Source organism: Micromonospora chokoriensis, assembly GCF_000718555.1.
Taxonomy (GTDB): Bacteria; Actinomycetota; Actinomycetes; order Mycobacteriales; family Micromonosporaceae; genus Micromonospora; species Micromonospora chokoriensis_B.
This window is the reverse complement of record NZ_JOAN01000019.1, coordinates 22483-44794: the sequence shown is the minus strand read 5'-3', so window position 1 is coordinate 44794 and position 22312 is coordinate 22483. Positions and strand designations below refer to the sequence as shown.

The window sequence follows — 22312 nt, the reverse complement described above, 5'->3', positions numbered from 1 at the left end:
CCCGCAATAGGTTTTCAGAGCGTCGGGTTGGTCTGCGACCCACGCCGGTGGGCTCGCTGGTCGAGCACGGCGATGCCAGCCACGATCACCCCTGCGGCGGCCGCCACGGCGACCGGCGGGAGCAGCACCATCACCGGTGCCGCCACGACCAGAGCGAGCGCGCCGAAGTACAGCGCCCGACAGCGCGGCGCGGTGTGACTCTCGCGCTCCAGGAAGCTCCGCCCAATCAGGAACAACACCGGGCCGCCGAAGATGATGGCCACCAGCGCCCAGTCGATCGGCGGGTCCGGGTCCTCGATGACCTGCCCGAAGCCGACAGCGGTGCAGATGATGCCGCCGACGATCAGCAGCAGGCTGTAGCTCGCCCATTGCGACAGCCGAATCCCCTCCCCGCTCGAGGTCGAGGCAGGGCCGGACGCGACGTGGTAGAAGTAGATCCGCCAGAACGAGACAGTTGCCAGGAACGCGGCGACGAGGGTGATGGTCCCCTCCAGGGTGAAACCCGGGAAGCTGACCGCAGCGCCGGCTTCGAGCACCACTTCGGCGAGAGCAATCATGAAGAACTGGTTGTACCGCTCGGCGAGATGCTCCTGCGAGACAGAGACCCCCAGCGTGGTCAGCTGTCGCCCGCTCATTCGGGGAAGGGGGTAGGTGCTGGCGGCGCCGACCAGCTCGATGGCGAGAGCGAGGGTCCAGAAGACGCCTCGACCGAGGCCGCCGCTGATGCCGCCCCCGATCCAGAGCACGCTGGACGACGCGTGCCAGGTAAGCACCCGGATCGCGAACGCGTGACCCGGATGACCCCGCAGGGCGACCACCAGGAAGAGCGGTCGGCCGACCTGGATGAGCACGTAGGTGCAGGCGAACACGACACCGCGCTTGCCGAACGCCTCCGGCAACGTGACGGCCAGCACCAGCGTGCCGAACATCGTCGCCAGCAGGACGGCCTGGAGATCGGGGCGCTGAGGGTCGTAGGTGCTGGCCAGCAGGGCGTTTAGCGACCAGATCATCCACATCGCGGTGAAGAACAGGACCGTCTGGCCCGCCTCGGACAGCAGCGTGTGCCGGACGATGGTCAGGTCGTCCGCGACCCGCCCGGCGAGGCGGGCGAGCGCGAAGACGTAGACGATGTCGAACAGCAGCTCCAGGACGGTCGCCGAGCGTGGGCTCCTGCTGTCCCCGAGCCCACGAATCCCGGTACGCGTCAGCACGGACGGAGCGCGGCGACCTCGTATCGGTGCTCGGTGACCTGCCCCGCTGCCATCGACCCGAGCCCTCTCGCCGGTCCGCCCCGACTCACCATGACAGGCCCATTTTATCTACCTATATGACGTTCCTGGCGGGTATAGCGGATACCCGGTCGACGCCGCCGACGCTTGGCGCGTATCGACGCCGTGAAGACACCCGCGTCCGCCGTGCAGGACGCGTGAAGATCCTTGTCCGGGGCTGGTCAGATGGGATCTGCTGGACGACGTCGGGGTGAAGGACCACCCCGAGGGAGGTGAGAAGGACGATGGTGGCGAGGTCCAAGCGGCGCAACCCGGCGGGCAGGTGCGAGCCCGGCCGTGGCGCGTGGACGGTCGGAGCGGCCCAGGCAGCGCCCGAGCGTCCCCGGCAACCGGGGTGCGTCCGCCCGTAGCCCTGTCGCTCTCACCGCGTCGCGCGGGCGGGCCGGGTCGGTTCGACCTGGTCCGCCGCGCCCCCAACGGCGGTACGCCGGATCATGGCTGCCGTCACCCTGCGGTACGAGCCTGGGTCGACGGGGAACAGCCACTGCCGGGCCCGGGTCAGCGGGCCGAGGTTGAGCCCGAGTTCGTCGAGCACCTCGTCGATGTTGTGCATCGAGAACGGGATGATGTTCGTGCCCCGAGCGTGCCGTCCGTTGGTGCGCGCCGTCATCCAGGTCAGCCGGGCCCGCACCTCGTCGCGCATCCGGCCCTCGGGCGGCAGGGTGATCCCGCCCCGCAGGTACGCGGCCGTCCAGACCGCCGCCATCTCCGCGCTCAGTGGGCTGAAGAACGACGAGTTGTAGCCGGCGAACGTCAGCCGCGGCACGCCGATCGGCAGGATCTGGCGGTAGAGCATGAAGTTGCCGGCCTCGTCCTGGAGCCGGGCGTGCAACGCGTCGTCGAAGAACGGCACGTGCTGGCGGAAGCCGGTGCCACAGATCACCAGGTCGGCGGCGAGCACCGTGCCGTCGGCCAGGCGAGCGGCGGGCCGGCCACCGTCGGCCAGCAACTCCGTGATCACCTGGTCCCGGTGCACGGCGATGCGTCCGTCGGTGACGCGCTCGAAGAAGCCCTCGGTGGCGAGGCTGACCGTACTGCGGGCGATGTCCTCGAAGCTGCCGTTCGGGACGAGACCCAGCCCGCGCAGTTTGAACTGCCGGGTGGCGACCGAGCCGACGCTGTCGACCATCCGCTGGCGTAGACCGTTGCCCGGGCCGTGCAGGAACCGCTCGAAGCCCTTGAGGTTGAGGTAGCGGAACAGCGCCTCACCCATCCGGGTGAGCAGCAGGTACTTGTAGTTGAGCGCACCGCCGAGCTTCCGAGGCATCTTCCAGAGCAGTTCGCGTGCCACGACGTGGGTCTGGGCGGCGACCTCGCTCACCGGGACCGCGACGTCGCACGACGACTTGCCGTACCCGACGACGAGGACGTTCTTGCCTCGGGCCGCCTCGATGTCGTGGAACTCCCCCGTCGCCAGGACGCGCCCTCCGGCGGCGACGAAGCTCGCCTGCCCGGCGTAGGACGGGACGTGCGGGTCGGAGAAGATGCCGTTGGCGACGATCAGGTGGTCGTACCGCTGGACCGTCAGCGGGTCCTGGGCGCCCGCCGGCCGCGACGTGACCAGCCACCCGGTCTCGTCGTGAACGAGTTCGGCGGAGGCGACCTCGGTGGACAGGCGCAGGGAGCTGGCCAGCCCGAACTTCTCCACGTAGCTCTCCAGGTACTGCTGGACCTGCTCACCCGAGGGCCACTGCGGGTAGTGGGCGGGCATCGGCAGGTCGGAGAGGTGGTAGGTGCCCTTGTCGTTCTGGGTGTGCAGACCGGGGTAACGCCGGGTACGACTCCACACGCCACCGACGTCGGGCGCCCGCTCGAACACGGTGACGTCGAATCCGCTCTGCCGCAGCACCTTCGCTGCGCTGACACCGCCGAATCCGGCGCCGACGACGGCAATCCTCATGGTCTCCTCCGAAGTACGCCCTGCCGGGAACCGCGCCAACGCCGACCGCCAGCGGTGGTCGCACGCTAGCGAGCAGACCGCGATGGTCGCTATCCGCGCGACGCGGGCGCTATCCGCAGTACGCAGCCGGACCCTTTTCCTGTCGGGTCGGCGGCTTTCGGGCCTGGTCCGACCCGGTCACGCCGTACGGTCAGCGCGACGGGACGCCCGGGAGGTGTCGGATGGATGCGGTGACGGTCCGGACGGACGACGTCGACCAGGCCCGCGCCGAGGTGGGCCGGGTCTTCTGTCCACACCGGCTCACCCCGCAGGCGGGCGTGCGCAGCGTGCAGCTGCGGATGGCGGCACGCCGGGCGGGCGGGGTGGGTGTCATCGACCTCGACTACGGGCAGGCGGTGCGCATCCAACCGCCCGCGCTGGAGACCTTCTACCTCGTCCAGATCCCCAGCGCCGGCAGCACGGTGGTCCGGCATGCCGGTCAGACCGTGACCTCGACCTCCGACGTCGCCTCGGTCCTGTCCCCGTACGACTCCTCGGACATGCAGTGGTCCGAGGGTTCGCCACACCGAATCTTCTACGCCGACCGGCGCGCGGTCGAGGAGGAACTCTCCCGCCTCCTGGGTCACCCGGTGGACGATCCGGTCCGCCTCGACGTCGGCATGCTCATGACAACGGCGACGGCGCGGGCGTGGGCACGCGGGGTGGCGTTCCTCGCCGACGAGTTGTCGCAGCCGGCGGACGCGTCCCTGTTCGACCACCCCCAGGTCACCGCCCGTTTCGAACAGGCGCTCATCGGCAAGCTGTTGCTGGCCCACCAGCACAGCCACTCCCACCTGCTCGCCCAGCCGAGCCAGCACGCCCAGCCCGGGCGCCTCGTCCGGCGGGCCTGCTCGCTGATCTCCGAGCACCACGGCGAGGCGCTGACCGTCGGTGACGTCGCCGAGGCGCTGCGGGTGAGCGTACGAACGCTGCAGGACTGCTTCCGCCGTGAGTTGCAGACCACCCCTACCGCGTACCTGCGGGCCTGCCGCCTCGACGCGGCCCACCGCGCGCTCCGCTCGGCCGAGCCGGGGGCGTCCGTGACGACGGTTGCCCTGCAACACGGCTTCATGCACCTCGGTCGGTTCGCGACCGACTACCGGGCGCGATTCGGCACGTCACCGTCGGCGACACTTCGTCACTGACGGGTGGTCGGTGCGCGTCCGTCGCCGCATCCGCGCGGCGATGTCCACGAAAATGTTATTCGGGTACGGCTGGCGAGTCTCCTGATGGGAGGCGCTTGGCGGGACTTCCGTCAAACGCCGCATCGAGTAGCGATGCGACCACGTGAAGGAGTCGAAACGATGCGCGCAACCGGCCAGGGTGAAGCGGACACCGTGAGGGGGGCACGCGGTGTCCACGCGGATCCTCGACGCGGGTTGCTCGGCCGTCTACCGCTCGGCGTGAAGCGCCTGCTGTGGCCGCTGGCGGTGGCCGCCGTCGTCGCCGTACTGGTGACGGGTGTGATCGTCGTGGTGCAACCGACCGGGCCGACGCCCGCCCCCGCCGCGACACAGGCGCTCGACGCGCCGCCACCTTCGAGCCTGGAGCCCGGCGCACCCACCACGACCGCGACCACGCCCACCGCCACGACGAGCCCGACCGGGGTCACGCCGACGGCCACGCCGACCCCGACGGTGAAGCCGACGACCGGGCGTTCGGTCACCCCGGTGGTGCCGACGGTGACCTCGAAGCGCAAGGGTGTCGGGGTCTGGACCTTCGACGGCGTCAACCCGGCGCTGGCCAGCTCCGGGGCGAGTTGGTACTACACCTGGGACGTGGCCCACCGGGGCGTCACCAGCCCCAGGGGCACCGAGTTCGTCCCGATGATCTGGGGGGCGAAGAGCGTCACCGCCACCAACCTGCAGCAGGCCAAGACCAACGGCCGCTACCTGCTCGGGTTCAACGAGCCGGACATGAAGGGTCAGGCAGAGATGACCGTCGAGCAGGCGTTGGAGCTGTGGCCGCAGTTGCAGGCCACCGGCCTTCCGCTGGGCAGCCCGGCGGTGGCCTGGGGCGGCGACCGACCGGGCGAGTGGCTCGACCGGTTCATGGCCGGGGCGAAGCAGCGCGGCTACCGCGTCGACTTCATCGCCCTGCACTGGTACGGCGGCGACTTCACCACCGCCAACGCGGTCAACCAGCTCAAGTCGTATCTGCAAGCCGTGCACGACCGCTACCAGCTACCGATCTGGCTCACCGAGTTCGCCCTGATCGACTTCGCCAACGGCGTCCGCTTCCCCACCCAGGCTCAGCAGGCCGCGTTCCTCACCGCAGCGACCCGGATGCTGGGCGGCCTGTCCTGGCTGCAGCGGTACGCGTGGTTCGGCCTGCCCGCCACGGACAGGGACCAGACCGGGCTCTTCAGTGCCGGTGGCACGGCGACCGCCGTCGGCCGCGCCTACCAGGCCGCGCGCTGACCCACGGCTGGTCGACGTGGTCCCACCCCGCCACGATGCGCATCCGCAGGCGAGAGGGCGGGTAGGTGCGTAACGTGCAGAGGTAAAACGTTGTCGCTACGAGGAGACTTCATGTCCAAGCCACCGCTTCCCGAGGCCGCGGTCGCCATGCTTCAGAAGCCAAACCCCGCCGTCATGACCACGCTGCGCAACGGTGGTCAGCCGGTCTCCGCCGCCACCTGGTATCTGTGGGAAGACGGTCGGATCCTGGTGAACATGGACGAGAGTCGCCGCCGGCTGGAGCACGTCCGCAACGACCCCCGGGTGTCCCTCACCGTGCTCGACGAGGCCGGGTGGTACACCCACGTCAGCATCATCGGGCACGTCGTCGAGCTGCGCGCCGACGAGGGCCTCGCGGACATCGACCGGCTGTCGCGGCACTACACGGGCAACGCGTACCCCCGGCGGGAGCGTGGTCGGGTCAGTGCCCTGATCGAGATCGACCGCTGGCACGGCTGGGGCGCACAGAAGGACAACAACCAGGTCGGCTGACGCGGATCGAGCAACGGAACTTCAGATTCCGTTTCGGTACGCTTCGGCGATGGCCACGTCTCGCCCCGCTCCGCCCGCTTCCGGCACTCCCCTGCGCAAGGACGCCGAACGAAACCGGCAGCGGATCATCGACGCGGCCCGTGCGGTCTTCGCGGAGCAGGGTGCGCACGCCCCGGTGGAGGAGATCGCGAAGCGGGCGGGCGTGGGCATGGGGACGCTGTACCGGCGCTTCCCGGATCGCACCGAACTGGTCGAGGCGGTATTCCTCGAACGTGCCCAGCGGTATCTCGATGCCGCGAACGAGTCGCTGCGGCACGAGGACGCGTGGCAGGGCTTCCGGAGCTACCTGGAGCGGCTCTGCGCCATGCAGGCGGAGGATCGGCTGGTCACGGACGTGTTGACCCTCACCCTGCCGACCTCACCGACCCTGCAAGAGCTCCGCAAGCGGCTGTACGCGACGCAGAACCGGCTGATCCGCGCGGCGAAGCGCTCCGGCGGTCTCCGACCGGACTTCACCCCGGAGGACGTGGTCGTGCTCCTGGTCGCCAACTCCGCGATCGTCCGCGCCGTCGGCGACGAGGTCCCGGAGACCTCCCCCCGCTTCCTCGCTCTCACTCTCGACGCCTTGCGCACCGATCGGCCCAGCCCACTGCCGTCGGCGCCCTCGTCGGAGCGCCTGCTCCGGGCGATGCAGCGGCCCGCCGTGAAGACACGCCGCCGCGCCGACAGCGCGTAGCCGTCGCACCCCACCTGTTAAGCGGAGCACATAACTCCGCTTCTTTCGTCGTGCGTGTTACCTTCAAGCGGAGGGACAAGTTCCGTTTTGGCGAGTCAGAAGTGAGGTAGGGCCAACATGAGTCACGATGATGCGACCCTGAGCAACGGATCCGCAGGGACCGCGCGACGCAGCCTGCTGCGCAACGTCGCGCTGGCCGGCGCTGCCGCCGCCGCGTCGACCCTCGTTCCGGCGGGCGCGGCCGCCGCCAGCGCCAAGGGCCACCACCACGGCTCCGCGCCGCAGCCGGCCAACGCCGACCTCGACACGAGCCACGCCACCCCGGAGGTGGCGAAGCTGTTCGTCAGGTACTTCCAGGACAAGAGCCGGGCCGACGTCGACGCGACGATGTCGTACTTCTCCCGCTCCAAGATCACCTACGTCGACGCCACCCTGGGCTGGCCGTGGTACAACTGGAACGAGCTGAAGGCGCTGTTCGCCCAGTACATGCCGACCTGGCCGGCCACCGCCAAGTCGTACCCGACCCGGATCCTGGGCGACTCCAAGAGCGCCGTCGTGATCTTCACGGACACGCCCGAGCTGTTCGGCCACGAGATCCGCCCGCTCGGCTTCGTCAACTTCGAGCACGGCAAGATCGTGCGCTGGATCGACTACTGGGACGGCCGCGACTTCACGATGGCCGACATCGTCGCGCAGCGCACCCCGGCCGACAAGTTCCCGCACGACTTCAAGGAGCCGACGGTCGGCGAGCAGGCGGCACCGGCCATGCGGCGCACCGCCGAGGCCCTGCAGACGGCGTTCGCGGCCAAGAACGCGGAGGCCGCCGCGCGGGTCTTCGCGTACGACGCGGTCTTCGAGGACCGGACCCTGCACGCGACAGTCGTGGGTCGCCAGCACATCCAGGCCTACCTGGGTCGCGCGCTCAACCTGCTCCCGTACGGGCCGGGCAGCGTCGTGCGGCACGTGGTGGGTAGCGCCGTCGGCGGCGGCTACGAGTGGGTCAACCGGCGCAACCCGGCCACCCACGGCGGCACGGCGCTCGAACTCGACGCCTCCGGCCGGATCACCCGGCTGACCACCGCCTGGGACGGTTCGCTCGTCGACAAGAAGATCCTGACCGAGCTGCTGGCCCGCAGCATCGAAGAGTGAGCTGACATGTCGGGACTGGCCGGTCGTCGCTGACGACCGGCCAGCCGTCAGCGCGTCAGAGGGGTGGCGGACCGGGCGCCGACCCGGGTCACCAGAAGGCCGAAGGCCGCAGCGGTGAAGAACATGACGATGCCGTAGACGGCCCCCGGGATCGCCATCTGGGTGCTGTCGAGCAGGGCCGGGCTGAGCGCGATCGTGATGGCCAGGGTGCTGTTGTGGATGCCGATCTCGAAGCCGGCGGCCGTCGCGGCGCTCCGGTCGACACCGGCGAGCCGCGGCACCCCGTACCCGATGGCGAGACTCAGCAGGTTGAAGGCGAGCACGGCCAGGCCGACCGACACGAAGTAGTCGGCGATGTTCTCCCGTTCACCGAGCACCGCGCCGGCGATCACCGCGACGAGCACGACCACGGAGAGGATCCGGACCGGGCGGTTCAGCCGCTCGGCCACGCGCGGTGCCCGCGCCCGGATCAGCATGCCGATCGCGACCGGGACGAGCACGATGGCGAAGACCTGGAGCACCTTGTCGAACTGCAGGCCGATGCTCCTGCCCTCGGGCAGGAAGTACGCCGCCGACAGGTTGACCAGGATAGGCAGGGTGAACACGGCGAGCACCGAGTTGATGGCGGTCAGCGTGATGTTCAGGGCCACGTGCCCGCCGAACAGGTGGCTGTAGAGGTTGGCCGTGGTGCCGCCCGGCGACGCGGCCAGCAGCATCATGCCGACGGCCAGCTCGGGCGCGAGGTCGAACGCGAGGACGAGGCAGAAGCAGAGCGCCGGCAAGACCAACACTTGGCACGCCAGCGCGAGAACGGCGGCTCGCGGATGCTGGGCCACCCGGCGGAAGTCCTCGATGGTCAGTCCCAGACCCAGACCGAGCATGATGATGCCGAGGGCGACGGGCAGTCCGATCAGAGTCACGGCGGAGTCCATGGCACAACATCGTTACCACCCGGTAACGCCGTCACAATCCCCCATGTGGCTGGCCGCTCTTGACCGCAGACCGTGATCGGCTTAACTTCATCAATCAGACAACTCTCTTTACTAATTCTGTTTGATGTCTCGTGGGAGTGTGCCGATGCGACCATTCCGCCACCGCCGTCTCACCGCCGTCGTCGCCCTGGCGACCCTGCTGGTCACCACCGCCGCACCCACCGCCGCCAGCGCCGGTGACAAGCACCAACGCCGCGACGGTTACCACCGGGTCGGCTACTTCACCCAGTGGGGCATCTACGGCCGGGCCTTCCCGGTCAAGAAACTCGACACCTCCGGGGCGGCGAGCCGCCTCACCCACATCAACTACGCCTTCGGCAACGTCAGTGAGGACGGACGCTGCTACGTGGACGGCGGGCCGGGCGAGGGCGACGCCTGGGCCGACTACCAGCGACCCGTCCCCGCCGAGGAGAGCGTCGACGGCATCGCCGACGCCCCCGGCCAGGCGCTCAACGGCAACTTCGGCCAGCTCGCCAAGCTCAAGGCCAAGCACCCCAAACTGAAGGTGCTGATCTCACTGGGCGGCTGGACCTGGTCGACGTACTTCTCGAACGCAGCCCGCACCGACGCCTCCCGCAAGGCGTTCGTCACGTCCTGCATCGACCTCTACCTCAAGGGCGACCTGCCGGGCTCCCCCGGTGCCGCGGCCGGCGTCTTCGACGGCATCGACCTCGACTGGGAGTGGCCCAACTGGGAGGGTGAGCCCGGCAACGTCATCCGCCCGGAGGACCGGGAAAACTTCACCAAGCTGCTCGCCGAGTTTCGCCGGCAACTCGACGCATACGGGCGCACGACCCGCGCGCACCACCCGCTGACCGCGTTCCTGCCGGCCAGCCCGGCCACCATGGACGCCGGCTACGAGGGCCGCAAGATCTTCAAGTACCTGGACTTCGCCACCGTGCAGGGGTACGACTTCCACGGCGGGTGGGACGCACGGGCCAACCAGCAGTCCGCGCTGCGCGTTCCGCAAGGCGCCCCGGACAATCCGGACTTCTCCGTCGAGGTGGCCATCGACGGGTGGATCGCCCGTGGCGCGCCGCGCGACAAGCTCGTGCTCGGCATCCCCTACTACGGCCGCGGCTGGACCGGCATCACCGGCGGCGGCAACGGCCTGTTCCAACCGGCCACCGGGCCCGCGCCGGCCACCTTCGAGGCCGGGTACGAGGACTACAAAAAACTCAAGACCCTGGCCGGCAACGGCTACACCGTGCACCGCGACCTACGCGCCGGGCACGCCTGGCTGTTCGACGGTACGACGTTGTGGACCTACGACGATCCGGCGGTCGTGTTGCAGAAGACGCTCTACATCCGACGGGCCGGCCTGGCTGGCGCGATGATCTGGTCGCTCGACGGCGACGACGACAACGCCACCCTGACCAAGACGATCGGCCTGGGCCTGACCACCTGGTAGCCGTACCCGGCGTTGATGTGGTGTGCGGTGATCAAGTGATGAAAAGTAGGTCAGGGCCGCTCCTGAAACCTACTTTTCATCACTTGATCGAGGTCGGAGCGTTGGTTCCTCCACGGGGGTCACCGCGCGCACGGCGGCTTCGATGAGCGCGGTGACCTGGTCCATGTCGCGAGCCCGGTGCACATCCAACTCGGCCGACCAGCCGTCGAGCCGCCGGCTGAGCCGCACCGTCACGTCGTCGCGGCGGTGGGTCAGCCAGCCGGCAATGGCCTGCACCAGCACCATGACGGTGCCACCGCTGTCAACGGCGACCAGCAACACGTCCGTGGCACCCGCGGAGATCTCGTCGGGAGGGGCCGTGGAGCCTGCGGCGGCCCCGGCGGTCACCTTTGCCCGGAGCCGGTCCTCGGCACGAAGCCAGGAGCCCAGCGAACGTCGAGCATCGGCAGAGGGAAGATCCGGATAGACCGAGAGCGTGATCGTCTGCTGAGACGCGGGCAACGTCTTCTCCTTCCGGCGAAGGCCAACCCCACCCCGTCATCCTGCCAGCCGGCGCCGGCCGCGGCATCCCACGCAGTCGCCGAAGTCGATCAGAGCTTGACCGCTCCATCCGCCCGTCCATAGGCTCCGGCCACTGCGAGGCTTTCCCCCGAGAAGGGAACCCGAGACATGGCCCCACCGTCGCATCCGTTCTGGACCCGCCCGGCGAAGCGGCTGGCGAGTGCCGCCACGATCGCGTTCCTGCTCGGCATGGTTCCCCTGCTCACCGGCCCGGCAGCCGCGAGCGCCGCCCGGCCGACCCCCTGCAGCAGCGACCCGAGCGCCCGACTGAGCACCGTGCCCAGCCCGGAGACCGTGCTCGGCTTTCCGCTCGGCGCGGGGCAGGAGCGGGTCGTCACCAACGACGAGATCCGGACCTACCTCGGGGCCGTCGACCGCGCCTCGGACCGGGTCACCACCGGCGTGCTGACCACAAGTGTGCTCGGTCAGCCACTGCCGTACGCGGTGGTGTCGAACGAGCGCCACGTGCGGCCCGCCGCGCTACGCGAGATCGCCGACGACGTCCGGGATCTGCGCGACCCCTGTCGGACCAGCGCGCGGACGGCCGCCCGGACGGCGAAGGACAGCCCGGCCATCGTCTGGGTCACCGCGAACGTGCACGGCGGCGAGAAGAGCGGCGCCGACGCGGCGCTCAAGACGTTGTACGAGTTGGCGTCGGGCCTGTCCTGCGCGGTCGCCCAGCGCAACGACAACCTGGTCACCGTCATCGTCCCCACCCAGAACCCGGACGGCCGCGACGCGACCCGCCGGCAGAACGAGTTCGGTTTCGACCTGAACCGGGACTGGTTCGCCCGCACCCAGCAGGAGACCGACGGCAAACTCGAACTGCTGCGCCGCTACCCGCCGCAGGTCTTCATCGACGCGCACGAGATGGGTGGCCGGCAGTACTTCTTCCCGCCCAACGCCGACCCGATCCACCACGAGATCGCCGGCGAGGCGGTGGACTGGATCAACCGCATCGGTGAGGCCAACAAGGCCGGCTTCGGTTTCAACGGGGCCTGCGACGAGACAGTCACCACCGAGTGCTACTTCAACTACGACACGTACGACATGTTCTTCATGGGCTACGGCGACACGGTGCCGACCACCGGCTTCGGCGCGGCCGGCATGACCTACGAGAAGGGCAGCGCGTCGGCCGTGGCCGACCGGGTCCAGCAGCAGTTCCACACCCAGTGGTCGACGCTCGGCTGGGCCGCCGCGAACAAGCGGGAGGTGCTGGACGGCTACTTCGACATCTGGACCGACGCGCTCGCCCAGGGCAGGGCGGGCACCCTCGAACCGAACGAGGTGGTGCAGCCCACCAACGAGGTCCAGTTCCCGGTGCCGGACCTCACCATCCGCTCGTACTTCCTGCTGCCCGACCGGCAGCTCGCCGACGTCCGCCAACTCGTCGAACGGCTACGCCGGATGGACGTCGAGGTGTACGAGGTGCAGAAGGCAACCCGGGTGCCCACCGCACGGGTCTTCGGCGGGCGCAGCGCCACGAACGTGACGGTGCCCAAGGGCGCGTACTGGATCCCGATGGACCAACCACAGAAGCACTGGATCCAGGCTGTCATGGGCGAGGACCCGTACGTCCCGTTCCCGTACTTCTACGACGTGTCGTCCTGGAGCAACCCGCTACTGATGGGCATCAACACCATCTACACCGCAGACACCGTCCGGCCGAGGGCCGAGCTGGTCCGCAAGGTCTCCGGTGGACGCACCGGTGCGGCGTGGCCCTGGGGGTCGTACACGTACCCGCTCGACTCGGCCGCCGCCGCAGAGCTGACCTTCACTCTGCTCGGCCAGGGCGTCCCCCTGGTGCGCGACCTCACGACCAGCCGGGTCGCCATCGGAGCGACCAAACTGAGCCGGACGGTCGACGAGCTGGCCGAATCCCTCGGGGTCACCCTCACCCCGGGCGGTCGGCCCGCCGGCACCCGCCTCGACCTGCCCGACGTCGGGTTGTTCCAGGGCACCGGCATCTCCACCACCTCCGGCTCGCACGGCGAGGCCCGCTACGTGCTCGGCAAGCGGTGGGGGCTCGACCTCACACCGGTCACCACGGCTGACATCAACGACAACACCGAGGCGTTCACCGGGCGTACCGTGCTGTTGGTGCCGGACGGCAGCAGCGCGACCGGCGGCCTGACCGCCGCCGGGCAGGCCAACCTGCGCGACTGGATCAGCCAGGGCCACACCTACGTCGGGCTGCGCAACGAGGGCACCCGGCTGGCCCGCGCCGCCGGGCTCACCTCGACCACCGAGAAGACCAAGCCGGCGGACTACCTGGTGATCGGCTCGCACCTGCGCGTCGACGTCGACAAGGACAACCCGGTCGCCCTGGGTCGCCCGGCGGAGGACTTCGAGTTCAACAACAGCGACCCGATCCTCAACCCGAGCACCACCGGGACGAACGTGCTCAGCTACCCGACGGGTGACACGTTCTGGGCCAACGGCTACACCGTCGGCGCGGACACGCTGAAGGGCACGGCGGCCGTCGTCGACGAGCCGACCGGCGCCGGTCGGGCGGTGCTGTTCGCGTTCAATCCGCTCTTCCGGGCGTACAACGAAAATGGTCTGCACCTGGTCGCCAACGCGCTGCTCTACCCGGCGACCGCCACGCCGGACGCGCGACGCCCGTCCGGCGTCGACGCGGCGCGCGCCAGCGCCGCCGCCGCGCCGGTGACGCCGGACCTGGGCGGCGGGTGGCGGCCGATCACCATCGAGGTGGCGGCCGGCGACCTGCCGCGCACGCGGGCCATCGTCGAACGCTTCACCACCGACGCGAAGACGTCCGCGAAGAACAGCTCGGCGTACGTCGTGATCCCGAACCCGCAGGGACTCCAGGTGGACGAACACCCGTTCGCCAGCGATCTGGTACGCGCGCTGAACGCCGCCAAGGTGCCGCTGCGGTCGGTGGTGGGCTGACCGACCCGTGCACAGCGAAGCGCCCGTCCCCCTCGACTGGGGACGGGCGCTTCCGTGCGTGCTAGCGGCTATGACCGCCGGGCGATCTCGGTGACGAACGCCCGCCAGACCATCGGCTCGAAGACCAGCGCCGGCCCTTCGGGGTCCTTCGAGTCCCGCACGCCGACGACGCCCGGCAGGTTGTCCGCGACCTCGACACAGTTGCCGCCGCCGGAGCCACTGCGGGTGGATTTACGCCAGACAGCGTCGATCAGGTCCATGACGTCTCCACTTCCTTCATCAGATCGAGTGACTGGCGGCGGGGCAGCGCCTCGCTGCGAACCATCTCCCACCTCGACACGAGGGTATCCACATCACCGGATTGTGTTCGGCCGAGCGGCACCAGGCCGTTACGGCTTGCTGGCGACGCCGCTGTAGCCGGTACGGGCAACCTGCGGATCCTCGGTGGCTGGCGGCTCGGCGTGCGGCCACATGTTGACCAGCCCCGGCGGCTCAAGAGTGAAGTCGCCGAAGAACCCGGAGATGTCCGCGTGGCTACGCGGCACGAACGGGCTGTTGGCGCGCTCGTAGATCGCGGAGATCCGGGCCATCAGGTCGGGGTGCACATCGGTGCTGGCGTGCGACAGCGCCAGGTAGCTGCCGGGGGCGAGCGCGTCGCGGTAGGTGGCCACGATCCGCTGCGGATCCTGCTCGTCGGGCACCAGGTGCAGCACGAACATCATCAGCACCGCGACCGGGCTGTCGAGGTCGATCGCGGCGCTGATCTCCGGGTGACTGAGGACCTGCTCGGGGTCGCGCAGGTCGGCCTGCACCACCGACACCGACGTCGAGTCGGCGAGCAGCGCGCGGCCGTGCGCGCAGACCACCGGATCATTGTCGATGTAGACGACCCGCACGTCCGGGTCGATGCGGTGCGCGATCTCGTGGACGTTGTCCCGGGTCGGCAGCCCGGAGCCGAGGTCGATGATCTGCCGGATGCCCCGCTCCTGCACGAGGTGCTGGACCGTCCGGGCGATCAGGTCACGGCCCTGCCGGGCGGCCTCGGGCATCCACGGCGCCACCTGCAACACCATCTCGGCCGCGGCCCGATCAGCGGCGAAGTTGTCCTTGCCGCCGAGGTAGTAGTCGAACATCCTCGCCGCGTTCGGCTTGTCCGGTTGCAGGGCCACCTCGGGCTGCGACTGCGTCATCATCGACCACCTCTCCCCCGTTCGGCCCCGCAGCATAACGTTCACCGTGAATGGCCGCCGGCGCCGTGGGTCGGTTAGCGGACATCCACCGGGCCGGATCACGACAGCGCTCACCGCATCCTGCGGCGCAGGCTGTCCGGGATCTCCGACGACGACCGTCGGCACCTTCAGGAGGCACGCGACCCATGGGCGTACCCCAGGCAGGGACGGCGGGTCGGGCGGCGCTCGCCGGCTGCCTCGCCCTGTTGTTGATGACCAGCACGGTCGGGTGCAGACGGTCCCGCCCGTCTTCGGCCCCGACCAGCGGCACGGCGACGGTCGGCCTGACCGTCCGCACCGCACAGCCCTCGTACCGGGTGGGTGAGCAGGTCGACCTGCGGCTGAAGCTGGTCAACAACCGCGACGCCGAATGCCAACTCAGTCGGGTGCCGGACGGGGCGGTGACGGTCATGTCGCTGACCCGTGACGGCACGGCGGTGGCACCCGCGATCGGCGGCGCGGCCTACTACCGGGACTTCACCGCGTACCTGGTCGAGAACCTGGTGAAGGTGCCGCCGCGCGGGTCGGTGGAGCTGGCCCTGGGCAGCGACCCGCAGAGCCCGGTCGGCGCGGCGCTGACGACCTCCACGCCGGACGGGCGGGGCGGGGCCACCGTCACCTGGTGGCCGGTCGACCAACCGGGGGCGTACCGGCTGGTGCTGAGCTACCTGCGGGCGCCGCTGCGCGGTGTGCCGGCGGATGCCTGCGCCGCGACGGCCGAGCAGGGCACTGTCGCGTTCGAGGTGAGGGGCGGATGACCACGATGCGACGCCGAACGCGGCTCGGTCTCGTGCTGGCGGGCCTACTGGTGCTGCTCGCGCCATCGGCGGCGTCCGCCGTGGTCACCGTCAATGACGACCTACAGACGGAGTACGCGGGCTGTGTCGGGCAGATTCGCAGCTCCGGCAACGGCGCGGTGCTCGACGAGCTGGAACGCTCCGGAAAGAAGATCAAGGTTCGTAGGCCCATCCTCGGCTCAGAGAGCAGCACCACGACGTACGTCCCGGGCAGCGACGTGCAGATCAACTGGGTACCGGAGAACGACGGACGAAAGCTGGACGACGAGGGTGCCGGCTTCACCGAGGACCAGTGCGCCACCCTTATCCACGAGATGAACCATGCCCTCGACGAGGTGAATGACACCGACCGGGGCCAGTTCTGCACGCAGGGCGGCCAGCAGGCGAGCACCGTGGACCCCGCCGAGGTGCACGCGGTGTTGGCGGAGAACGCGTACCGGAAGGCGGTCGGGGTGCCGCTTCGCCCGTCGTACGGTGGAATGAAGCTGCCGTCGAACGGCAAGGACTGCGACCAGCCCAAGCCGCGACCGCCCGGCGGTGGTGGTTGTTCGATCTCGGTGATCGGCAAGGGTTACCGCTGCGCGAACAGCAACGGTGACCCGCACCTGCTCACCTACGACGGTCTCCGCTACGACTTCCAGGCCGCCGGGGAGTTCGTGCTGACCCGTTCGACGGCAGACGACTTCGAGGTCCAGGTACGACAGACGATGTTCCCGGCCAGCTCGGTGGTGGCCGTCAACTCCGCCGTCGCGGCTCGGGTGGCCGGCGACCGGGTCGGCGTGTACGTCACCCCCGACGGCCCGGCGGTCCGCGTGAACGGCGCCGCGCCGGTGTCCACGCCCGACGGGGTGAAGCTGCCGCGCGGCGGCACCGTCACCACCTGGGGAGACGGCACGGTGACCGTCCAGTGCCCGGACGGCGCCCGGCTGACCGCCCAGCCGATCGGGGTCTGGGGGTTGAGCGTGAGCGTCAGCGCGCCGACCGGGCGGGCCGGGACGCTTCAGGGCCTGCTCGGCGATCATGATGGTGACCCCGGCGACGACCTGACTGTGCGCGGCGGGAAGGGGTTGCCGCAGCCGCCCACGTTCGAGGCGCTGTACCCCGGCTTCGCCGACAGTTGGCGCGTCGAGGCGCAACGGTCGCTGTTCGACTACGAGCCGGGGCAGGACACCGCGACGTTCACCGACAGGCGTTTCCCGGACCGCCAGGTCACCGTCGGCGACCTGCCCAACCGGGCCACCGCCGAGTTGGTCTGCCGGCGGGCCGGCGTCACCGATCCGCAGATCCTCGCCGGCTGCGTGCTCGACGTCGGCCTCACCGGGCAGCTGGCGTTCGCCGAGGATGCCGCCCGCGCGCAACGCGAAGCACCCGCTGCCGGTGATGCCGCCCTGGAGGTGACCCGGGCCGGTGCCACTGCCGCGTTGAAGGTGCCGGGCCGGGCCGGTCAGAAGATCTTCGTGGCGGTGCCCGCGGCCACCGTGCCGGATCGCTGCGGCGTGTTGCTGCTGCTCGACCCGCAGGGCCGTCAGGTGGCGACCGGCTGCGTCATCGCCGGTGTCGGCTTCATCGACACGACCACGTTGACCGCCACCGGCGACCATCAGGTGGTGCTCGACCCGTGGGATGCCGACCTCGGACGTGCGACGGTACGGGTCGTCACGGTGACCGACGAGGACCGGACGCTCACGGTGGACGGGCCGGCGGTCCGGGCAACGCTCGCTCAGCCGGGTGCGATCAGCCGGCTGGCCTTCGACGGACGCGCTGGTCAGAAGGTCTTCCTCCAGGTCACCGACGCCACCCTGCCGGACCGCTGTGGCCTGCTGCGACTGCGCGATCCGGCCGGCATTGAGGTGGCCACCGGCTGCGTGATCGGCGGCCAAGGCTTCGTCGACGGGGTCGTCCTGCCGGCCAGCGGTCGGTACGTGCTGGAGGTCGACGGAACCGCCACCGACACCGGCTCGGCGGATGTGCGGCTGCGTGACGCCAGCGACGAGCAACGCGACGCCGTCGCCGATGGACGGGCCACCACGCTTACCGTCAGCCGGCCCGGCGGGGTGAGCCGGCTGCGGTTCGCCGCCGACGCCGGCCGACGCCTCACCGTCGAGGTGACCGGTGCCAACCTTCCCGATCGGTGCGCGATCCTGATCGTGACCGGCCCGGACGGCGACCAACTGGGCAGTGGCTGCGTCATCGGTGGCATGGGACGGTTCGAGGCGGGCCCGCTACCCAAGGACGGAACGTACGCGCTCGTGCTCGACCCGTGGGCGGACGAGACCGGGTCGGCGACGGTCACTCTCCGCCTGGTCGACTGAGACATCGGTCTGCGGCTGGCCCGAGACTCCGGCTGGCCTCGATCTCTGGCTGGCCTGGATCTCCGGCTGGCCCGCGCGAACGGGGCCAGCCGGAGCTGGGGTCAGCCGGTGGCGCAGACCGTGCCGTTGAGCGTGAACGCCGTGGGGAGCACGTTCGGCCCGCCGTACGCGCCGACGAAGCCAGCGCTCACGGTGCCGCCGGCGGCGATCTGCCGGTTGTCGTTGGTGGGCGTGACCCGTACGGCGGTGCCGACCTGCTCCCAGGTGGCGCTCCACCCGCTGCTCACCTGTTGCCAGCCGGTGGGCCAGGTCCAGGTGAGCGTCCAGCCGTTGATCGGGCTGGTCCCGTTGTTGATGATCTCGACGCCGCCGATGTAGCCGTTGCCCCAGTCGTTGCTGGTGGTGAAGCGGACGGTGCACGCGCTGGCGGCGGGGCTGCCGGTGGCGAAGGTGAGCGGCGGTGAGGCCCAGGAGACCCGTCCGGCGGTGTCGCGAGCCAGCACGTTGACGGTGTACCTGCTGCCCGGCACGAGGTTGCCGACAGTGAACGAGGTGGACGTCGTCTCACCGAGCTGCTCGCTGACCGCGCCGTTCTGCCGGTGCACCTCGTACTTGGCGATCGGGCTGCCGCCCGGGGTGGCCGGCGGCCAGGTGATCGTCGCGGCGCGGTCGGTGACGCCGTTCGCGGTGGGCTGACCCGGCGCGGTCGGCCGTCCGGCGGTCGCGTCGGCCGAGCGCAGCACGAGCGTGGTCAGCGAGTACGCCGGCAGCGTCCGGCTGGTCGCCGAGCCGGACTGGCTGGTGGCGATGCCGGTAGCGCCGTTGGTGAGGGTGGACACCGTCGGCGCGACGGTCGACGGCGTGAACCCGGCGTAGTCGATGGTGACCGGGTGGGCGTGGTCCGGGTCCTTGTTGACCAGCAGCACGGCGAGCTCACCGTTTCCCCGGCGGACGGCGTGCGCGGTGACCAGGGACTCGTCGGTGCCGGCGCGAACGAACTGGTCGCCGGTCTTCGCGAAGAGCTTCATCATGCTCAGCCCGTGGTACGGCGCGAACGGTGTGTTCAGCGGCGGTTGGCAGACCGAGCCGTCCTCGGTGCAAGCGCCGCTGGAGAGCATGCCGAAGTCGCCGTAGTCGGTCTGGCCGGCCACCTGCGTCACGGTGCCCATGCCGTTGTGCACGTTCCACCAGTGGGCGGTGAAGACGCCGTTCTCCAGCAGACCGCTGTAGACGTCGGCCAGGAAGAGCGCGGCCGGCTGGGTGTTCCGGCCGGCGTCGACGTTCAGCTCGGTGAAGCTGATGCCGATGCGGTCGGCGTTCGCGCCGGCGTACCGGGCGAGTTGCTGCCGCAGCAGGTAGGTGGCGTCGGGGAGGTGGTTGACGCGGGCCAGTGACTCGGCGGCGGTGCCGCCCGGGTACCAGTGCACGTCCACGAAGTCGATCTTCGGCCCGGCGAGGGAGAGCACCGTCTGGTTCCACGGGCCCGGGTCGCTGCCCGCGGTGATCCCGTCCGGCCAGTTGCCCGGCATCGTCAGCACCGCCCCGACCTTGATGCTCGGGTCGACCGCCTTCATCGCGTCGGCGTAACCGACGACCAGCCTCGCGTACTGGGTGGCGCTCTTGTCCGGGTGGTCGTCGGCCTCCCACGCGGACCCGTAGTGACCGTTGCCGTAGTTCTCGTTGCCGATGGTCCAGTACCGCGCGCCGTAGCCCTTGGTCACGTTGGCGTAGCGCACCCAGTCGGCGGCTTCGGCGGGCGTGCCGGTGCCGTAGTTCGCGATGATCATCGGTTGCGCGCCAGCCCGCCGGACCGCCGCCATGAAGGTGTCGAAGTCGGTTCCCGGCGCGACGTAGCCGCCCGGTGCGGTGTGGTCCTTGAAGTGGTAGATGTCGGCGTACGAGCCACCGGGGTAGCGCATCATCTGCACGCCGGCCTCGCGCAGCAGGTCCGACGTCTCGGTGGTGCCGAGGTTCGCGTCCCAGATGGCGTGGTTGACGCCGAGAGCGGTGTCGGGCACGGTCGCCAGACCTGCGCGGGCGTTGACGGTCACGGTGACCGGGTCGTCCGCCGCGCTGGCGGTCTGTGGGTTGACGCCCGCGAGCGCGCTCGCGGCGAGCAGCAGGCCCGCCAGGAGTGTTGCGCGGGTCTTCGGTTTACGCATGGGCGGGTTCCTTCGCGCAGACGAGCCGCCCGGCCGGTCAGGGTGCGGCGCGGGGGCGGGCGAACTCGTGGACGGGTGACTCTCGTTGGTCCATCGCTTGTGCGACCGTCCGCCGAGGATCACAACTGGATCCCGGCTGCCCAGTGGACGGACGTCAGCCCCGCGCGGGCTCTTCATCGACGTACCACAATGGCATTGCCGGTTGGCAGATCTCAAGGCGCGTCAGGCGTCGCCTACGTCACGGGGATCGACAGACGTCATACGTTACAGCTTGACGAACGGCATGTTATCGCTCACAGTCGATGCGAGGCGATCAGCGTCCGTGGCCTACCGGGAGGGTCCTCGCTGGTCGGACCTCTGTGGTCAGGACGTCCCAGGGCATGCGGACGTCGCATCAGGGCTTGCTCAGCAGCTGCGGGTGACGCGCGGCGGACGTCGCGCGCCTCGGGACCGCCGTGCTGCCGCCGAGCTCCCGACTCACGACAAGAGGAACCGCCGATGAGATCAAGGATCGCACTGCTGGCCGCCGCGCTGGCGACCGCCCTGGCGACGATGACGGCCGTGGTCACGGTCGCCACCCCGGCGTCGGCCGCGACGCTCACCCAGGTCACCAACTTCGGCACCAACCCCACGAACCTCCAGATGCACCTGTACGTGCCGGACCGGGTCGCGGCCCAACCGGCCCTGCTCCTCGCCCTGCACTACTGCACCGGCAGTGGCCCGGCGGTGCACACCGGCTTCGGCCTCAGCACCCTCGCCGACCGCTACGGCTTCATCGTGATCTATCCGTCGGTGACCCGGAGCAGCAAGTGTTGGGACGTCTCCTCCCCGCAGGCCCTCCGGCGCGACGGCGGCAGCGACCCGGTGGGCCTCAAGTCCATGGTCGACTACGTCCGCAGCCGCTACCCGGTCGATGCCAACCGGATCGGGGTGGGTGGGTTCTCCTCCGGCGCCATGATGACGAACGTCATGGTCGGCCTCTACCCGGACCTGTTCCACGCCGGGTTCAGCTCCTCCGGGGTTCCGTTCGGGTGCTTCGCCACCACCAACGGCGCGGAGTGGAACAGCGAGTGCTCCGGCGGGCGGATCGTCAAGACCCCGCAGCAGTGGGGTGACCTGGTCCGCAACGCCTACCCCGGCTACTCGGGCAAGCGTCCCCGGTTCCAGATCTGGCACGGCACCACGGACACCACGCTGAGCTACGTCAACTTCGGCGAGCAGATCAAGCAGTGGACCAACGTGCAGGGCGTGTCGCAGACCCCCAGCTACACCGACTCCCCGCAGACCAGCGCCACCCGTACCCGGTACGGGGGCACCGGCGGCACGGCGCCCGTCGAAGCGATCAGCTTTCAGGGGTACGGCCACTCCATCCCGTTCGACGCCGCCCAGGCCGTCCGGTTCCTCGGCTTCGACACCACGAGCCCCACCACGCCGCCACCCGGCGGCACGGCGGGGCCGCTGCGCAACACCGGCGCCAACCGCTGCCTGGACGTCCCGTCCCGGTCGCAGACGAACGGCACCCAGCTGGCGTTGTGGGACTGCAACGCCGGCACCAACCAGCAGTGGACGCCGACCGCCACAAAGCAACTGCAGGTGTACGGCACGAAGTGCCTGGACGCCGAGGGCGCCGGGACCTCGCCGGGCACCCGAGTAATCATCTGGGACTGCAACGGCGGCACCAACCAGCAGTGGAACCTCAACACCGATGGCACGGTCACCGGCGTGCAGTCCGGCCTGTGCCTCACGCCGAACGCCAACGGAACCGCCAACGGCACCCAGGTGGTCCTGTCGAGCTGCAACGGCACGAACAGCCAGCGGTGGACCCGAAGCTGACGCGGTGACCGACGTCGGCGTACCCCGTCGGTTGCTCG

Annotated in this window: 17 protein-coding genes and 1 pseudogene; 10 read left to right on the top strand and 8 right to left on the bottom strand. The window is 70.0% G+C overall.

Annotation, left to right across the window (positions count from 1 at the left end):
* Window positions 1–14: 14 nt before the first annotated feature.
* Together IF46_RS0124060 and IF46_RS0124055 are read right to left on the bottom strand one after the other, a co-directional pair.
* A complete protein-coding gene (locus IF46_RS0124060) occupies window positions 15–1211 on the bottom strand; it encodes a low temperature requirement protein A (RefSeq protein ID WP_051724125.1) in 1197 nt (398 codons plus the stop codon).
* Window positions 1212–1650: 439 nt separating this feature from the next.
* A complete protein-coding gene (locus IF46_RS0124055) occupies window positions 1651–3189 on the bottom strand; it encodes a flavin-containing monooxygenase (RefSeq protein ID WP_051724124.1) in 1539 nt (512 codons plus the stop codon).
* Between the two features lie 221 nt (window positions 3190–3410).
* Here IF46_RS0124055 and IF46_RS0124050 point away from each other — a divergent pair, with 221 nt between their 5' ends.
* The 5 genes from IF46_RS0124050 (at window position 3411) to IF46_RS0124030 (ending at window position 8064) form a co-directional block, all read left to right on the top strand.
* Window positions 3411–4373 carry an AraC family transcriptional regulator gene (locus tag IF46_RS0124050; protein ID WP_030490642.1) on the top strand — a complete coding sequence of 321 codons (963 nt, stop codon included), beginning with the start codon at window positions 3411–3413 and terminating at the stop codon, window positions 4371–4373.
* A gap of 258 nt (window positions 4374–4631) precedes the next feature.
* Window positions 4632–5648 carry a glycoside hydrolase family protein gene (locus tag IF46_RS33960; RefSeq protein ID WP_232234141.1) on the top strand — a complete coding sequence of 339 codons (1017 nt, stop codon included), beginning with the start codon at window positions 4632–4634 and terminating at the stop codon, window positions 5646–5648.
* A gap of 111 nt (window positions 5649–5759) precedes the next feature.
* Window positions 5760–6179, top strand: coding sequence for a PPOX class F420-dependent oxidoreductase (locus tag IF46_RS0124040; protein ID WP_030490640.1), 420 nt, complete (start codon window positions 5760–5762; stop codon window positions 6177–6179).
* A 49-nt stretch (window positions 6180–6228) separates the two neighbouring features.
* Window positions 6229–6915, top strand: coding sequence for a TetR/AcrR family transcriptional regulator (locus IF46_RS0124035; protein WP_030490639.1), 687 nt, complete (start codon window positions 6229–6231; stop codon window positions 6913–6915).
* Window positions 6916–7032: 117 nt separating this feature from the next.
* Complete coding sequence (locus IF46_RS0124030; RefSeq protein WP_051724123.1) at window positions 7033–8064, top strand: hypothetical protein; 1032 nt, start codon at window positions 7033–7035, stop codon at window positions 8062–8064.
* A gap of 47 nt (window positions 8065–8111) precedes the next feature.
* On the opposite strand, the gene IF46_RS0124025 is transcribed toward IF46_RS0124030, so the two are convergent.
* Window positions 8112–8996, bottom strand: a complete 885-nt coding sequence (locus IF46_RS0124025) for a bile acid:sodium symporter family protein (RefSeq protein WP_030490637.1) — start codon at window positions 8994–8996, stop codon at window positions 8112–8114.
* A 145-nt stretch (window positions 8997–9141) separates the two neighbouring features.
* Between IF46_RS0124025 and IF46_RS0124020 the strand changes: the two genes are divergently transcribed.
* On the top strand, window positions 9142–10467 hold the full coding sequence (locus tag IF46_RS0124020) for a glycoside hydrolase family 18 protein (RefSeq protein ID WP_030490636.1): 1326 nt from the start codon (window positions 9142–9144) through the stop codon (window positions 10465–10467).
* A 69-nt stretch (window positions 10468–10536) separates the two neighbouring features.
* On the opposite strand, the gene IF46_RS0124015 is transcribed toward IF46_RS0124020, so the two are convergent.
* Window positions 10537–10968 carry an effector-associated constant component EACC1 gene (locus IF46_RS0124015; RefSeq protein ID WP_157563410.1) on the bottom strand — a complete coding sequence of 144 codons (432 nt, stop codon included), beginning with the start codon at window positions 10966–10968 and terminating at the stop codon, window positions 10537–10539.
* A 168-nt stretch (window positions 10969–11136) separates the two neighbouring features.
* On the opposite strand from IF46_RS0124015, the gene IF46_RS0124010 reads away from it, so the two are divergent.
* The gene (locus IF46_RS0124010; RefSeq protein WP_030490634.1) at window positions 11137–13941 is read left to right on the top strand and encodes a M14 family zinc carboxypeptidase; all 2805 of its coding nucleotides are present in this window, start codon (window positions 11137–11139) and stop codon (window positions 13939–13941) included.
* A gap of 68 nt (window positions 13942–14009) precedes the next feature.
* On the opposite strand, the gene IF46_RS0124005 is transcribed toward IF46_RS0124010, so the two are convergent.
* The 3 genes and pseudogenes from IF46_RS0124005 to IF46_RS0124000 all read right to left on the bottom strand — a co-directional run bounded on the left by IF46_RS0124005 (window position 14010) and on the right by IF46_RS0124000 (window position 15131).
* Window positions 14010–14201, bottom strand: coding sequence for a DUF397 domain-containing protein (locus IF46_RS0124005; protein WP_030490633.1), 192 nt, complete (start codon window positions 14199–14201; stop codon window positions 14010–14012).
* Window positions 14192–14296 (bottom strand): annotated as a pseudogene (locus IF46_RS35290) (DNA-binding protein); the annotation flags it as partial. The pseudogene IF46_RS35290 and the gene IF46_RS0124005, both read right to left, overlap by 10 nt.
* Before the next feature lie 34 nt (window positions 14297–14330).
* A complete protein-coding gene (locus IF46_RS0124000; RefSeq protein WP_030490632.1) occupies window positions 14331–15131 on the bottom strand; it encodes an SAM-dependent methyltransferase in 801 nt (266 codons plus the stop codon).
* 185 nt (window positions 15132–15316) lie between these two features.
* Between IF46_RS0124000 and IF46_RS0123995 the strand changes: the two genes are divergently transcribed.
* Together IF46_RS0123995 and IF46_RS0123990 are read left to right on the top strand one after the other, a co-directional pair.
* A complete protein-coding gene (locus IF46_RS0123995; RefSeq protein WP_030490631.1) occupies window positions 15317–15928 on the top strand; it encodes a hypothetical protein in 612 nt (203 codons plus the stop codon).
* Entirely contained in the window at window positions 15925–18279 is a 2355-nt protein-coding gene (locus tag IF46_RS0123990; protein ID WP_051724122.1) for a VWD domain-containing protein, read from the top strand. Before IF46_RS0123995 ends, IF46_RS0123990 begins: the two co-directional genes overlap by 4 nt.
* A gap of 101 nt (window positions 18280–18380) precedes the next feature.
* On the opposite strand, the gene IF46_RS0123985 is transcribed toward IF46_RS0123990, so the two are convergent.
* Window positions 18381–20441 (bottom strand): cellulose binding domain-containing protein, encoded by a 2061-nt coding sequence (locus IF46_RS0123985; protein WP_030490629.1) that lies wholly within the window; start codon window positions 20439–20441, stop codon window positions 18381–18383.
* 498 nt (window positions 20442–20939) lie between these two features.
* Between IF46_RS0123985 and IF46_RS0123980 the strand changes: the two genes are divergently transcribed.
* Complete coding sequence (locus IF46_RS0123980; RefSeq protein WP_030490628.1) at window positions 20940–22274, top strand: PHB depolymerase family esterase; 1335 nt, start codon at window positions 20940–20942, stop codon at window positions 22272–22274.
* The last annotated feature ends 38 nt before the right edge of the window (window positions 22275–22312 follow it).

Coding starts and splice junctions, on each gene's coding strand:
- IF46_RS0123980 (WP_030490628.1), top strand. CDS start 20,940: ATGAGATCAAGGATCGCACTGCTGGCCGCCGCGCTGGCGACCGCCCTG.
- IF46_RS0124005 (WP_030490633.1), bottom strand. CDS start 14,201: ATGGACCTGATCGACGCTGTCTGGCGTAAATCCACCCGCAGTGGCTCC.
- IF46_RS0124025 (WP_030490637.1), bottom strand. CDS start 8,996: ATGGACTCCGCCGTGACTCTGATCGGACTGCCCGTCGCCCTCGGCATC.
- IF46_RS0124040 (WP_030490640.1), top strand. CDS start 5,760: ATGTCCAAGCCACCGCTTCCCGAGGCCGCGGTCGCCATGCTTCAGAAG.
- IF46_RS0124010 (WP_030490634.1), top strand. CDS start 11,137: ATGGCCCCACCGTCGCATCCGTTCTGGACCCGCCCGGCGAAGCGGCTG.
- IF46_RS0123995 (WP_030490631.1), top strand. CDS start 15,317: ATGGGCGTACCCCAGGCAGGGACGGCGGGTCGGGCGGCGCTCGCCGGC.
- IF46_RS0123990 (WP_051724122.1), top strand. CDS start 15,925: ATGACCACGATGCGACGCCGAACGCGGCTCGGTCTCGTGCTGGCGGGC.
- IF46_RS0124055 (WP_051724124.1), bottom strand. CDS start 3,189: ATGAGGATTGCCGTCGTCGGCGCCGGATTCGGCGGTGTCAGCGCAGCG.
- IF46_RS0124035 (WP_030490639.1), top strand. CDS start 6,229: ATGGCCACGTCTCGCCCCGCTCCGCCCGCTTCCGGCACTCCCCTGCGC.
- IF46_RS0124030 (WP_051724123.1), top strand. CDS start 7,033: ATGAGTCACGATGATGCGACCCTGAGCAACGGATCCGCAGGGACCGCG.
- IF46_RS0124020 (WP_030490636.1), top strand. CDS start 9,142: ATGCGACCATTCCGCCACCGCCGTCTCACCGCCGTCGTCGCCCTGGCG.
- IF46_RS0124000 (WP_030490632.1), bottom strand. CDS start 15,131: ATGACGCAGTCGCAGCCCGAGGTGGCCCTGCAACCGGACAAGCCGAAC.
- IF46_RS0123985 (WP_030490629.1), bottom strand. CDS start 20,441: ATGCGTAAACCGAAGACCCGCGCAACACTCCTGGCGGGCCTGCTGCTC.
- IF46_RS0124050 (WP_030490642.1), top strand. CDS start 3,411: ATGGATGCGGTGACGGTCCGGACGGACGACGTCGACCAGGCCCGCGCC.